The 13,596-nt window shown below is 46.3% G+C and carries 14 protein-coding genes and 2 pseudogenes; 4 read left to right on the top strand and 12 right to left on the bottom strand.

The genetic code is table 11. The annotated features are described in order from the left end of the window. Nucleotides 1-13 precede the first annotated feature (13 nt). The 10 genes from HV127_RS09570 to HV127_RS09525 all read right to left on the bottom strand — a co-directional run bounded on the left by HV127_RS09570 (nt 14) and on the right by HV127_RS09525 (nt 9,889). The gene (locus HV127_RS09570; RefSeq protein WP_029591439.1) at nt 14-1,870 is read right to left on the bottom strand and encodes a DUF2357 domain-containing protein; all 1,857 of its coding nucleotides are present in this window, start codon (nt 1,868-1,870) and stop codon (nt 14-16) included. Between the two features lie 11 nt (nt 1,871-1,881). Then, a complete protein-coding gene (locus HV127_RS09565) occupies nt 1,882-4,440 on the bottom strand; it encodes an AAA family ATPase (RefSeq protein ID WP_016807927.1) in 2,559 nt (852 codons plus the stop codon). Nucleotides 4,441-4,778: 338 nt separating this feature from the next. Then, the gene (locus HV127_RS09560; protein ID WP_016807928.1) at nt 4,779-5,711 is read right to left on the bottom strand and encodes a DUF1281 domain-containing protein; all 933 of its coding nucleotides are present in this window, start codon (nt 5,709-5,711) and stop codon (nt 4,779-4,781) included. Between the two features lie 105 nt (nt 5,712-5,816). Further along, complete coding sequence (locus tag HV127_RS09555; protein ID WP_016807929.1) at nt 5,817-6,803, bottom strand: ArdC-like ssDNA-binding domain-containing protein; 987 nt, start codon at nt 6,801-6,803, stop codon at nt 5,817-5,819. 81 nt (nt 6,804-6,884) lie between these two features. Beyond that, the gene (locus tag HV127_RS09550) at nt 6,885-7,232 is read right to left on the bottom strand and encodes a hypothetical protein (protein WP_016807930.1); all 348 of its coding nucleotides are present in this window, start codon (nt 7,230-7,232) and stop codon (nt 6,885-6,887) included. A gap of 67 nt (nt 7,233-7,299) precedes the next feature. Then, a complete protein-coding gene (locus tag HV127_RS09545) occupies nt 7,300-7,902 on the bottom strand; it encodes a DUF3085 domain-containing protein (protein WP_016807931.1) in 603 nt (200 codons plus the stop codon). Between the two features lie 75 nt (nt 7,903-7,977). Continuing rightward, nucleotides 7,978-8,625: a hypothetical protein gene (locus HV127_RS09540; RefSeq protein ID WP_016807932.1), complete on the bottom strand. Its 648-nt coding sequence runs from the start codon at nt 8,623-8,625 to the stop codon at nt 7,978-7,980. 84 nt (nt 8,626-8,709) lie between these two features. After that, nucleotides 8,710-9,075 (bottom strand): hypothetical protein, encoded by a 366-nt coding sequence (locus HV127_RS09535; protein ID WP_016807933.1) that lies wholly within the window; start codon nt 9,073-9,075, stop codon nt 8,710-8,712. A gap of 78 nt (nt 9,076-9,153) precedes the next feature. Beyond that, nucleotides 9,154-9,528 carry a hypothetical protein gene (locus HV127_RS09530; RefSeq protein WP_016807934.1) on the bottom strand — a complete coding sequence of 125 codons (375 nt, stop codon included), beginning with the start codon at nt 9,526-9,528 and terminating at the stop codon, nt 9,154-9,156. After that, the gene (locus tag HV127_RS09525) at nt 9,521-9,889 is read right to left on the bottom strand and encodes a hypothetical protein (RefSeq protein WP_045282254.1); all 369 of its coding nucleotides are present in this window, start codon (nt 9,887-9,889) and stop codon (nt 9,521-9,523) included. Before HV127_RS09525 ends, HV127_RS09530 begins: the two co-directional genes overlap by 8 nt. Nucleotides 9,890-10,292: 403 nt before the next feature. Here HV127_RS09525 and HV127_RS09520 point away from each other — a divergent pair, with 403 nt between their 5' ends. The 4 genes and pseudogenes from HV127_RS09520 (at nt 10,293) to HV127_RS32015 (ending at nt 12,106) form a co-directional block, all read left to right on the top strand. After that, nucleotides 10,293-10,595: a PIN domain-containing protein gene (locus HV127_RS09520; RefSeq protein ID WP_016807936.1), complete on the top strand. Its 303-nt coding sequence runs from the start codon at nt 10,293-10,295 to the stop codon at nt 10,593-10,595. 28 nt (nt 10,596-10,623) lie between these two features. Continuing rightward, nucleotides 10,624-11,332, top strand: a pseudogene (locus HV127_RS09515) (IS1 family transposase). Between the two features lie 78 nt (nt 11,333-11,410). Continuing rightward, nucleotides 11,411-11,686, top strand: coding sequence for an IS1-like element transposase (locus HV127_RS32020; protein ID WP_000179213.1), 276 nt, complete (start codon nt 11,411-11,413; stop codon nt 11,684-11,686). Between the two features lie 174 nt (nt 11,687-11,860). Beyond that, complete coding sequence (locus HV127_RS32015; RefSeq protein ID WP_004181753.1) at nt 11,861-12,106, top strand: IS1 family transposase; 246 nt, start codon at nt 11,861-11,863, stop codon at nt 12,104-12,106. Nucleotides 12,107-12,120: 14 nt separating this feature from the next. Here HV127_RS32015 and HV127_RS09505 read toward each other — a convergent pair. Together HV127_RS09505 and lacY are read right to left on the bottom strand one after the other, a co-directional pair. After that, nucleotides 12,121-12,261: pseudogene (locus HV127_RS09505) on the bottom strand (maltose acetyltransferase domain-containing protein); the annotation flags it as partial. Between the two features lie 83 nt (nt 12,262-12,344). Continuing rightward, complete coding sequence (lacY, locus tag HV127_RS09500) at nt 12,345-13,580, bottom strand: lactose permease (RefSeq protein ID WP_064146656.1); 1,236 nt, start codon at nt 13,578-13,580, stop codon at nt 12,345-12,347. Nucleotides 13,581-13,596 lie beyond the last annotated feature (16 nt).

Raw genomic sequence — 13,596 nt, 5'->3', positions numbered from 1 at the left:
CTTTACAATCCCCCTAAGCACTTAAAACGTTCATTAAGTAGCGACCTTGACCTTCTGTGTTAACACGTTGCTCCATAAGAGTTACCATCTTTAAAAGAGAATGTTGGAAACAATTATTACTTATATACTCTTCCCCAGGAGAAATGGTAGCGCATAATAAAAATGGCATAGCTGGCCTATCCGAATAAATATCAAATGATGAATTATGGAAATCTCTAATGAGTAGTTTCTCATCAGGATTTAAAATAATCAAACCAATGATGGAACTATTTGCATCTGAAATAGAATGAAGTCCATGAAGATATTTAAGCGTTAACTCAGGTAAATAATGTAAAAAGGCTTTATCAGTAGAAGTATACTTCGCATCAAGAATGAGATACTTGTCAATACCATTCCCATTGCTAATATGTATTACAAAGTCGGGAGATCGATTAGAAAATCTCCCTGAGGAAGAACGATGAGTCACCATACCATTGTAAGTTGTCCATCCTTCACTGTTAACCAAACCTCTTAGGTCTGCCATGGGATGGGTGGCCATCCAATATTTTGGCTCATATAGTAATTTTAGAGTAGCCCCTTTTCTAAGATTAAAAACAAATGATATTGATTCATTAACTGGTTCGGGCGCGGATTTAGAGCCTATATGCTGTCCTAATATCTCTCTTATATAGAAAAGAGAATAGTATTCAAACAATTTTGGAATGCTTTGTATGGATAATAACTCTTCTTGAACACTCCAATCAGGTTTCCCAAATCGGTACCAGTCAACGATCTTTTTGAAAACAGAAAGGTATAAAGGATCCTTTTTGGCTTTCATTGTAAACGTGGGCACTCCGATTATATGTTTTTTTGCAGGCATCACCTCTGCCATTATCCTTTTAAGAGAATGTAAATCTGATAATATTGATTTGCATTTTAAAATTTTTCGCCCATTAATACTCTTCTGAAATTTTTGTATTTGAGAGAAAAAACTAACATACCCTAAAGGGCTTCCATTTATTCTATTTGGATACTTATCAGGGTTTTTGAAGCCTGAAAGAAGAGAAGAAGTGGTTTGAATTAAAGTCATAACAAAACCATGCAAAACTTGATTTTCATAAACGTCAGAATCTTCTACTGCCTGGTGCTCAATAAGCTTTCTCGCCCCATAAAGCTCATCGTTAAACTCCAAAATTGCACTTTCATATGAATCTGTTTCAAATAGCTCATCAGTGTTGCTACATAGCCATGACAGCGTCAAATCATCAATATTTGTGTTGTCACTCGGATAAACATATTTCTCCCGACTTGTTAATTTAGAAATAGGTCTTTGTATTATTTTTCTTATCAGGGTTGTCGTTATTTCGACAATGCTTTCAATTTGTTCTAGTAAAATTTCAGCAGGAGTATCCCCATTTTTGAAACCTGCTTTCCGCCGAGTTACTCTGAAAAAAGCACAAAGAGCATTACTATCGATTTTTGCTATATAGTTCAGCATCTTATCAACTCGCTCTGCATTTAACTTTTTTGCCAGAACTTCTATCGATTGAAAACTAAAAAGTTCAGTCCTTTCACCGTATTGAGCTTCAAGTACTAATTCGGCTATTCCATAGTAATTATGGAAAAAACATTCATATGAAAAACGCCCTAGCCTTTTGGGAAGCCATCTGTAAGTCCAAAGCTCGCCTACACGTTCGATTAAAGTAGGTTCCACTTCATTTTCGTATAATAACAAAGAAATCTTTTCGTAATAGTTTTCACTCGTAAAGGCTATTTCTATAGCTTCATCTTCAAGAATGAATAATGATGAGTTGATTTTTTCATCGATTAACTTCAGTTCAAAAGCATCTCCCTGACGCTTCCCCCCTAAAATTGAAACCTTAATTTTCATAATCAACAATCCTAAAAATAAGAGTAAGATTCGCTATAAATATCACCATTATTTATTATATTTCTAAGTGTTGCTTTAGAAATATGAAGATCAAACTCCACAAGCTTTTGCTCAAGATTGTGCAATCTTTCTTTGAAACCTGCACCGTACCCCTCAATCAATGGCAAAACGTGCTGATTTATTGCAAAATCTAGAGGCTGAACTTGTAACCCTTCGATTTCATTAGCAATATAGCAATACCTCTTCATTGCATTATATTTTCTTTGACTGACTCTAACAGAAGTAGTTCTGGTAAGAGGAGCTTTTAATATTTCTATTATTTCATCAAGTAAGTTCTCCTCTTCCGTCGTAAAAGAAGACTCATATAAGCTCACATCAAAACAACTTTCCAACCATTCGTTTTTCACAGCGCCTTCAAATGCTAAAGATCTTATAACGTTCGATTTAAATTCTGCGTTGTGATTTAAACCTATTACGGGTACCCGGTCGATTAACCTTGGCGATAAACGTTCAGTTGACGCATCATTGTTAATAGTTGCTATAAAACGCACACCATCAGCCACGGTAATATATCTTTCGTCTTCAGATGGAATGCCAGAATCAATTTTTCTATTTCTTCCTTCGGGATCACACATACCTAGAAAGTCTGACCAATAGTGTTCGACGCTAGACAGGTTGGCCTCATCAAGTAGAATTATTTTCAAATAATCTGGATTATGATCACTCTTCAAAAACTCATAAAGACCTGTACGGGCTGGCTGGTAAACGTCTTTTAAGGAATTATAAAATCCTAAGATGTCTCGGCTTGATACCCAAGCTCTTCCGACTGGAATATTAATAAAGTTACTAGTATTGTATGTATTCTCACCATTAGTCAAGCCCATATTTTGAGCTAATCTAATAGCCGTGGAGGTTTTTCCTGTTCCCGGAGGGCCTGATAAAATTGTCATGAATGATTGATTCAAGCATATAATTAAATTCGCCATTTCATCAAATGAAAAATTCCTTCCATTATCGTTGCTAAATGAATCAACTAAGTAATTAATGTATTCTTTTCTGTTTTCTTTATTCAGTTCGATAGTTGATGGATTTATCTTTGTTTTATATATTTTCGGCGTGCTTTCTCTTGCCCTGCCACCATTCAAGAGAGTTTTGAGGTTTTGTATTGTTTGTATCTCTACAGTTTTTTCCAGAAGCTGTGGAGAGTTCAAAGTTGCTTTTTTAAGTTTAAGTGCTTTCTCAGCTGATTCTTTGTCTTTTTCAATATCCTCTTTAAGCCTTTTCAGATAATTTATTTCTTCATTCAGAGAATTATAATCATTTACCCTAGACTCCATTGAGTAGAATTGTTCAAGCTTAATGCTTGCATTTTTAATGTTTTCTTCTAACTCAGCATTTTTTTCCGTCAAAGCCTGCTGTTTTTGAAGGAGAAGGTCATGAGCATCTTCAGCAGACTGTTTTTTTATTCTCTCAAGTTCTTCTCTAGCCCTGACCTTTTCATATTCAACATTTTTTAATTCAGAATCTAATTCTGCTTTTTTATTTGTTATTAGCCTTTCTAAATCACTTATCTCTTTATTTAATTTACTCTTCTGTACTCGAGTAACTTCCTCTAGTTCTTTAGACTTTTGCTTAACCAGCAGGTCTTTATTTTTGCTGAAATAATCATCTAAATAAAGCCTGCCATCCCTACTTTCTGCTAAAAACTCTTGAACAATCTCTTGGCCGAATGGACTTGAATCTAAAAATTCTCCAAGTAGCTCCTTAAGTCTTTTAAGACGCTCGCTATTCTCTAATACTTTATTCTTCTTAACATACTCATCAATCCCTTGCGACAACTTTTGCGCTTCACTTTTTCCTAAAGGAGATTTATTTTTCGAAAATCCATTTCCAAATCCATTTTTGGTGAAGTAAGAAACAAGCCTTGTATCTGAAATGTAATCTTTTTGCTCAAACAATAAACTGGAGAGGTCTTTCAAATTTTTAATATATTTTCTAACTTCACCTTTAATAATTAACTCATAAGAAAAATCATTAGCTATAATTTCCTTTAAATCAAACCTTGCTATATGGTCTTGTTTAAGCTGTAAGGGTGACGGTGTAGATAAAGGAGATAATTGCCAATTGTTATCTTGTTTGGAGGCTTTAAACGGTCCATATACATAGCCCTCATTCTCAATAAAGAATTGAGCGCTAGGGGCGTCAATATCATGACCAAGGAAACCTGTTTTTATATCGGGGAGAGCAGATTTTATAATTGGAATAAAGTAGCTTTTATCGAGCCTTTCTACTTTACTTCCAAGTCCAAAATGCTTTTGATGTCTTGTATTAATTTTCCAGTCATCATCATTGCTTTCGTAATATTCATTAAGAATAAATAATTCATCATATCCAAACTGCTGGCTTATATTCAAAAATCCTTTGGAAATAAATATTCCTCCATTAGGAAAATCGCTAGGATCAATTTTTTCATAATTTCCATTTTCATCAAGATAAGCAACAGGAATCACAAGCCCCATATCAGGGTTAACTGTATGATTTTCTTCCTTTATAACCAATAACCTGTTCATAGAACCTCATTCGAAACCATAAGAAACGTTAATATTAATATGCTACTATTAACATGTTGAAATCATTATTAAGAATTAGCTTAATTATGAGCATTCCTTATAGAACGACTTGAAACATTTAGCAATGGATGGTAGTTGAAAACTTCTTGTTTTTGGTAAGTGGCAGGTATTGATTTGAACTCCTTAGCTCGCCAAAAAGAATTATCATTAAATTCAAATGGTTAATTATTCCGTTTGAAGCCACAATAAAAAGGAATACATATCCTGGTCAACTGGCCGTCGGCTGAGAAAAAAATGCCACGGCAGAGCCGTGGCTGAGTCAACGGAGGAACAGGCTTTTACCCCCGGACCTCACGATATGATGCAGGTTCCTGAGCCGGTGAAGCGGGCTCATCGCTGACGAGATAAAGCACCTGTCCGGGTTGAGGCGCGCCGGACGCGCCTTTGTGTCCGTCAACATGCTCACCGCCGTCATAGCAGTCGTAACCGCTGAGCCCGCTCACGGGCTCGCTGTAGCTGTGACGCACCTCGCAGTCAAACACCGCTGAGATTTCCCCGACAACCTCACCTGACGGCGGGAGCCAGGGCATATCCATCTGCAGCGTAAGACTGTTAGGCGTATGGCGCTGCCAGTTGACGTTGTGCCCGGCCGGCCACTCCATGCCGTACTGCCGGCAGTAGAGGCTGGTTGTGGTCGACACACCGGACATCAGCCCCCCGGAGCCGTTCAGCTCTGCTGCCAGCCGCGTAGGTATGACGGCCAGCATATCGCAGGGCTGGGAGCGTTCAGGATACTGGCTGAGCCGCTCCCAGGCAGTTGCAGCATGAGACTCATCGCCGGCGCTGACCAGACCAAACCAGTCGGTATACTGTCTGGCAATCAGCTCCGCCATAACCTCACGTGCCGGGTCGGGAATATTCTCCCATTTCAGCGCGCCCAGACCTGACTGGTGATAAAGCCGGTCCACGGCTCTGATGGTTTCCGCATCGAGGATGGCATCCTTCAGCAGGAGCGCCAGCCAGCTTTCAAACGCCTGATTGGCCGCAGTGGAAAGCCCGGTGCCTGCACGGACCAGCCCCTGACAGGGCGGATACGACGTGGTCCGCACCGGCTTGAGTATCCCCGCCGCGCCAGCCAGAAACAGCTGTATGCTCTGCTGCACTGCGTGGCGGTGACGCGGTACGTCAGTGCCGTTTATCCACTGCAGCATGACATCGATGCAGACTGATTTACCGGTGATTTCCAGGCGGTTATGACACCATTCGGACATAGTGAATACTCCTCTTTCATAAAAAAAAGAGGACACAGCCCCGTGAGGAGCGGTGTCCTCACGGGACGGCGACAGTTACGGAATAACCGTCACCGGATAAGTTAATTACGCCGCCACAGCCTGACTTTCAGGCAGTGCCAGCAGATATTCCGACGCTTCCCGGGCATGCCGGCAGGCGCGGAACAGGGCCTTTTTGTCAGATTTCAGCACCTTCAGCCAGTGGTCCACATAGCTGTCGTGCTGAACCTCACCGAACACGCCGAGCTGAGCACACAAAAACGCGCTGCCCATTTCGGCGATGAGCTCCTCAAAGGCATACACCGGGTCCCCGAACTGCCGGGATGAGGAGGTTATCCCCTCCCGGTTAAGTCGCTTCGCATGACCGGTACTGTGTACAAGCTCATGCAACAGCGTGGACCAGCAGTCCGCTTCCGTAAAAAACTGCTCAGCCATCGGCATCACAATTTCATCCGTCAGCGGGCGGTAATATGCCCGGTTCTGAGGCAGCATCCGGTTTTTAACCCCAGTGGCGTTAAACATCCGGATCACCCTGTTCATCACGTCCGGACAGAGTATGCCGTCCTCATCCACCGTCGGTGGTTGCTCAGGTGAAGCCGCAACCTCTGCCGGCAACCCCTCACACTGCTCAGCGTTGAACAGCTGCAGGGGTTTGAGCATCGGCACGGTTTCCATCAGCGGTTTACCGTCACTGTCATAAAGGCGGTTGCCTTCGCGATCCTCTGCCTGCTTCGTCCAGTCCTTATAAACCACCGCCAGGGTGGCTTTCTCACCCTTACGCACCTGCCCGCCAGCCTGCTGCGCCTGCCGGTAAGTCATCCAGCGGTTATTGCGAAAACCCTGCTCTTCCGCTGACATCCAGAGAAGCAGGACATTCACGCCGCTGTAGTGACGTCCGGTTGTGGCATTCAGGGGCAGACCGGCCAGACCGCTGCCGGCAGCCGCGCGCCACGGCTTACGCCAGGGCGCTACGCCGTTTTCCAGCGCGACAACAATGCGGTCGGTGATCTGGCGATAAAGGTCAGTCGGTTTTGCCGGACGGCGAGCCGCCTTGCGTGAAGTCGTTTTTTTCATGAGATATACCTTTAATCAGAGGCATACCCCTGCGCCGGCGAGCGCAGAGATACGCCCGTCGACGGGAAATTCAGAGGTCAGTTACCATGCGGCATAAAACCACAGGTATTCATGTTCAAAGTCAAAATCACTGAGCAGGCTTTCCAGCCTGTCACGCAGGGTGAAAACGTACTGCAGCCGGCGCTGAAGAAGCGGATTATCCTCATTCCCCTCTGTAAATGTCGCAATCGCACAGTCCAGCCTCTCTTTCAGTTGCTGAATATGCTCGCGTGACAGTTCCAGACAGGTCGCGTTTTCCACCTCACCGACGTGCTTATCCAGCCAGGTAATCAGTGAAAAATCGCGGCTCAGTTCACACACCGGATGATACGGTGCCGGTACTGCGACGATCTGCCGGTGCTGGCTGTAGAGAAAAATATCCAGTCCCATACGGGCCTCCTTCGGTTCAGAAAGAGGCAGGAATCTTTCCGGCAGGAAAAGTCCCTGCCGGGGTGAATTAACGTCCGGTTATTCGCAGCGCCCCCTGCGGGGTCACCTGCGATAACCTGGCCTGCAGCCTGCCACAGGCGTTCAGAAAAGTTTGATGATCTTCAGGCTTCGCCCGCTTACAGCTGATGAAGGCCGCCTGCGTCAGCAGACGCACGGCGTTTTCACGCCAGCGGCAGAGTTCATCAGGCCCGACACAGGCACTGAAGTGACAGACTGCACTCGCCAAAAGCTGATCGGCCTTCTGGCGATACTGCGCCACTTTCACCCGGTCAGTCGCAGCGGTGAGCACCTGTATCTGTGTGTCGGTAATCAGGAGCCTCAGGTCCGTCCTGCCGGACAGTACAGAGGTGGCTACCGCGTCGCTTATCGACAGTGATTCAATGAAATCATCGCCGCCGGCAAGCAGGCGTGCCGTGTCGTACCAGTCCTCATTTTTCTGAGGGTGACACCCTGCGGCATACGCAATACGCGGCACCGGATCGTTGCCCTGCCAGGCACCGGTGGCCGGCATAAGATAAACACCCTCATCCTTTGCCAGGTGAAGCTGGCCTCCCTGCATACGGGCGGTTAGCAGGACGTTAGTCAGGTCTTTATTGTCGAAAAAAAGCATGGGGCTCTCCTGTAAAAACGGGAGAGCCGCTCCGTCCGGAGTCATCTCTCCCGACGGGGTTAAAGTCAGTACTGTTTAAAACGAGTCAGATTTTTCCGCGACCCGCTTCAGTTCGTACAGATGGAATTCCGCCAGCACGAAGGCATTCCAGTCCTCATTGCTCAGCACCCGCTCACCACCGGAGAGCAGCTGCAGCAGCAGGGAATCAAACGCGCCCTCGCCTACCGGTGTTTTCAGTACCGACTGAGGCGCGGTCAGCGTCGGCTGCTCAGGCAGACCGAGATGTTGTTCAATCCAGCGTAACGGTAACGCCCAGCTGCGACCCTCGTCTGAAGAATGTATCCGGAAGCTGTCCGGACACAGGTTATGCAGCAGGACCATCACAATACGTGCAAAGAAATCGCAGGGCTGATGCTGAAAATCCAGCTCCTGGATACTCAGCGTATTGCGGTTGCGCTCCCGCTCTATAGTCATGTTGACCGGCCAGACACTGCCGCCTGTGTCGCCACGAAACGCCATGACATCAGCAACCGGAAACAGGTCAGCCGCGCGATTAAGCGACGGCAGATACGTATTCCCCGGACGCAGACGCACCGGCAGTTGCCAGAAAGTTTCTGTGACGGCCAGAACGAAAGCATGCCAGTGTCGCAACGGAACCGTGCTGACATGCTCGATGGTGTAGACAACCGACATGGAAGCCGGCGAAGAAAACTGGTTTTTCATCGATAAATCCTCCGCGAATAAAAAAGGGGGGATTTATCCCCCGGACGGGAGTAAATCCCCGTCAGGGTGTGTTCTGTCTGCTGATTACATCCGTTCGAGAGCCGCTATAGCCCGATCACACCGGGCATCCTGGATACCTTCATCCACGGCCTTCTCCCAGAAGGGCCGGTTAATTTCTTTTCCCAGCTCGTCCAGCGTGAAGAGCAGATTTTTAGACGTATCAGGCAAAGGCGGAATATCGCCTTCCCCGAGTAAAAAGACAAACCAGCCATAAGCTGTGCCGGTCCCAATGATGGAATCTTCCAGAAACGTCAGTTCATTCGTTTCATCCCGGTCCGTATGAAGATCGAGACGCTGAAATGCCCTGATGCTCAGGAGTTCACTCTCAAGCAGGCAAAGCCAGCTGAGCGTGTCCAGTGGAGTTTTAAGCGTATAAACGTCTGTGTGCATGGGTATATCCTCAGGTAAATAACGGGATATCCCCGTCAGGGTCCACAACATTTCACGGTCACGGCCTTCATCAGCCGATCAGTGCAGTGCATATGAATCAGATTGCTCCTGATACACATATTCAGGATTAAAGCGGAGGCGTTGCAGCACAGCTAACGACAGTGGATCAGCGAAATTTATGCCAGAAACGGCCACACCATCCAGTATGTCGCCGGCCTTAACCCGGGAAGAATATCCGTAATACTGACACCAGACGCAAAGTTCGGGGTCAGCCGGATCACAATCACCGAGCGGTGCGACAAAAACCTGTTCGCCACAGGAGACGTTATCTCTGAGGATTTCGCCCCTGATGAAAACGCCACTTACGGGGCCATACTGAGCGGGACATACATCCCGTCGCGTCTCAGACATCGACAGAATACGAAAAGTGACGTCGTGCAGTGCTTCAGTCATGAGAATGCCCTCCGGAAAGAAAACGGTAGCGCAGGTGTGCCAGATGCTGTGCCTGGCGGCAGGCATGGCGGTATGCGTTTCGACGACCTGTTATTCCCTCAGGAAAGGAAACCGGCAGGCGGTGAAAAACATACTCGGCGCGGTGGCAGCCTGTACGAACGGTAAGAAAGACGTTAACGCCCTGGTCTTTGACAGAAGAGATATGAGCACGGACGGCATAATTGCCCGAGCCGTTGACATACCAGTTGCTGTTGCGATGCAGATAAATGAAAGATTTCAATTTCCGGACAGCTGCGTCAGCAGACTGCTGAAGCTGAGTAAGGATATGTTCAGGGAAAATCGCAGAAGAGATGACAGACATTGTGTTTCTCCATAAAAAAAGGAAACACCTGCCCGAGCGGGAAGTGTTTCCCGTCGGGGAGTCAGAAAAAACAACATTCTGACTGTCTGGTTAGTACAGAAGGAACCTTTATCGTCGCGTCATAGTGCGCTTAAATTGACGATATCTGCTCTCAAAGGTGTGCAGATTTACCAATTTTTTGCCCCTTTTCAGGTTACAGGAGCTTTTGTTGTAGCCACCCGAAGGCGATTCTCACAGGCTACTGAATCATTGGTGGTTGCAAAAGCAACGTATAAGCCTGTTCATTTTCAAAACAAAACGCAGATCTGTCAAGCCGCAGATAACCTTGTGTACTGAATCATACAACAAGTATTGGATGAGACTTATACTGAACCATCCCCCCAACCATCTCAGGAAGATGATCATGGAACTCATTACCCGCCTTGTTTATATCGATACATCTGCCTATGAACGAAAGCATTTTCAGTTTGGCTTATACATTCTTGAAAAACTGGAGAATTTTGCATCACATGATAAAGTGCGTATCCTTGTTACTGACATCACACGCAGAGAAATTGAATTACATATTCGTAAAAACGCTGAGGAAGCCTTAAAAGAACTTAATAAATTTCAGAAAACGTATGCCCCGATACTGAGAACTACTCCGGCGCATGTACCAACAGAGATATTCGTAAAACCAGGTAATGCTGCCAACTTACTGATTTAGTGTATGATGGTGATTTTAAGGTGCTTGCGTGGCTTCCATTTCCATCAGATGTCCTTCCTGCTCCGTTACTGAAGGCGTGGTGCGTAACGGCAAAAGCACTGCCGGACATCAGCGCTATCTCTGCTCTCATTGCCGTAAAACATGGCAACTACAGTTCACTTACACCGCCTCTCAGCCCGGTACGCACCAGAAAATCATTGATATGGCCATGAATGGCGTCGGATGTCGCGCCAGTGCACGCATTATGGGCGTTGGCCTCAACACGGTTTTACGTCACTTAAAAAACTCAGGCCGCAGTCGGTAACCTCGCGCATACAACCGGGCAGTGATGTGATTGTCTGCGCTGAAATGGACGAACAGTGGGGCTACGTCGGTGCTAAATCACGTCAGCGCTGGCTGTTTTACGCGTATGACAGGATACGGAGGACGGTTGTGGCGCACGTCTTCGGTGAACGCACTCTGGCCACACTGGAGCGTCTTCTGAGCCTGCTGTCGGCCTTTGAGGTCGTGGTATGGATGACGGATGGCTGACGGATGGCTGGCCGCTGTATGAATCCCGCCTGAAGGGAAAGCTGCACGTTATCAGCAAGCGTTACACTCAGCGCATTGAGCGACATAACCTGAATCTGAGACAACATCTGGCAAGGCTGGGACGGAAGTCACTGTCGTTCTCAAAATCGGTGGAGCTGCATGACAAGGTCATCGGGCATTATCTGAACATAAAACACTATCAGTAAGTTGGAGTCATTACCCGATGCACGGTGATGCTGCCAACTTACTGATTTAGTGTATGATGGTGTTTTTGAGGTGCTCCAGTGGCTTCTGTTTCTATCAGCTGTCCCTCCTGTTCAGCTACTGACGGGGTGGTGCGTAACGGCAAAAGCACTGCCGGACATCAGCGCTATCTCTGCTCTCACTGCCGTAAAACATGGCAACTGCAGTTCACTTACACCGCTTCTCAACCCGGTACGCACCAGAAAATCATTGATATGGCCATGAATGGTGTTGGATGCCGGGCAACCGCCCGCATTATGGGCGTTGGCCTCAACACGATTTTACGTCACTTAAAAAACTCAGGCCGCAGTCGGTAACCTCGCGCATACAGCCGGGCAGTGACGTCATCGTCTGCGCGGAAATGGACGAACAGTGGGGCTATGTCGGGGCTAAATCGCGCCAGCGCTGGCTGTTTTACGCGTATGACAGGCTCCGGAAGACGGTTTGCGCACGTATTCGGTGAACGCACTATGGCGACGCTGGGGCGTCTTATGAGCCTGCTGTCACCCTTTGACGTGGTGATATGGATGACGGATGGCTGGCCGCTGTATGAATCCCGCCTGAAGGGAAAGCTGCACGTAATCAGCAAGCGATATACGCAGCGAATTGAGCGGCATAACCTGAATCTGAGGCAGCACCTGGCACGGCTGGGACGGAAGTCGCTGTCGCTCTCAAAATCGGTGGAGCTGCATGACAAAGTCATCGGGCATTATCTGAACATAAAACACTATCAATAAGTTGGAGTCATTACCCTTTTTTCAACTTCTGATGGATGCGAGTGATTGAACTCATACATTAATGTTTTCCCACGAAGTCTTTTTTCAGGTAAGCCTTCGCACATATCGGTAAATAGCTTGCCTGCTTTTATTTTTTCTGTCATCGACATGTTCATTTTTAACATTCCGTCCTGATAAGTTGGTCGGATAAGGCGCTCGCGCCGTATCCGACATTAATTTCTTAAGCGACTTCATTCACCTAGCGACGCAGCAGGGAAAGTGGGCCGGGGCCGCTAAGCGTGAACACGGAAATTAAGGTGAAGCCCAGCGCCACCAGACCCAGCACCAGGTAAGCGCCCTGGAAACCGATGCTTTCATACATATTGCCCGCCAGAATAGACATAAAAATCATCGCCAGTTGCTTAAAGAAGCAGAAACAGACCAGATAAATCGTCGCTGAAAAACGCACTTCAAACTGGCTGGTAATATATTTAAAGCTGCCCACCAGCAGGAACGGTACTTCAAACATATGCAGCGTTTTCAGAATAACCACTTCCAGTGCTGAGGTAGCGAACGATGAGCCAATAATACGTACTGACATAATAGTGCCAGCCAGCAGCAGGGCGTTTTTCCCACCGATGCGATTAATGATCAGTGGCGCAAAAAACATAATCGAGGCGTTAAGTAATTCGCCCATTGTCGTTACGTAGCCAAATACCCGCGTACCCTGTTCACCGGTAGCAAAGAACGAAGTAAAGAAATTAGCAAACTGTTGGTCAAAAACATCGTAGGTGCAGGAAACGCCAATAACATACAGTGACAAAAACCACAGTTTTGGCTGTCTGAACAGTTCCAGCGCCAGCTTAAGGCTAAATGCCGAATGGTTGGCACCTACCGCATTGGCAACCGTGGCAGAAGAGGGCGCATCTGTTTTGGCGAAAAAGAGCAAAACGGCGAGGATGAATGCACAGCCAGAACCCAGCCAGAAAACAAACTGATTATTGATGGTGAACATGATGCCGACAATCGAGGCACACAGCGCCCAGCCAACACAGCCAAACATCCGCGCGCGACCAAATTCGAAATTACTGCGACGGCTGACTTTCTCGATAAATGCCTCTACTGCTGGCGCACCGGCGTTAAAACAAAAGCCTAGATAAATACCACCAACAATCGATCCTACTAAAATGTTGTATTGTAACAGTGGCCCGAAGATAAAAATAAAGAACGGCGCAAACATCACTAACATACCGGTAATAATCCACAGCAGGTATTTGCGCAGCCCGAGTTTGTCAGAAAGCAGACCAAACAGCGGTTGGAATAATAGCGAGAACAGAGAAATAGCGGCAAAAATAATACCCGTATCACTTTTGCTGATATGGTTGATGTCATGTAGCCAAATCGGGAAAAACGGGAAGTAGGCTCCCATGATAAAAAAGTAAAAGAAAAAGAATAAACCGAACATCCAAAAGTTTGTGTTTTTTAAATAGTACATAATGGATTTCCTTACG

Source organism: Klebsiella sp. RHBSTW-00215 (assembly GCF_014103785.1).
In the GTDB taxonomy this organism is placed as follows: Bacteria; Pseudomonadota; Gammaproteobacteria; order Enterobacterales; family Enterobacteriaceae; genus Klebsiella.
Note: the sequence above shows the minus strand (reverse complement) of the source record. Positions and strands in the feature narration are given on the sequence as shown.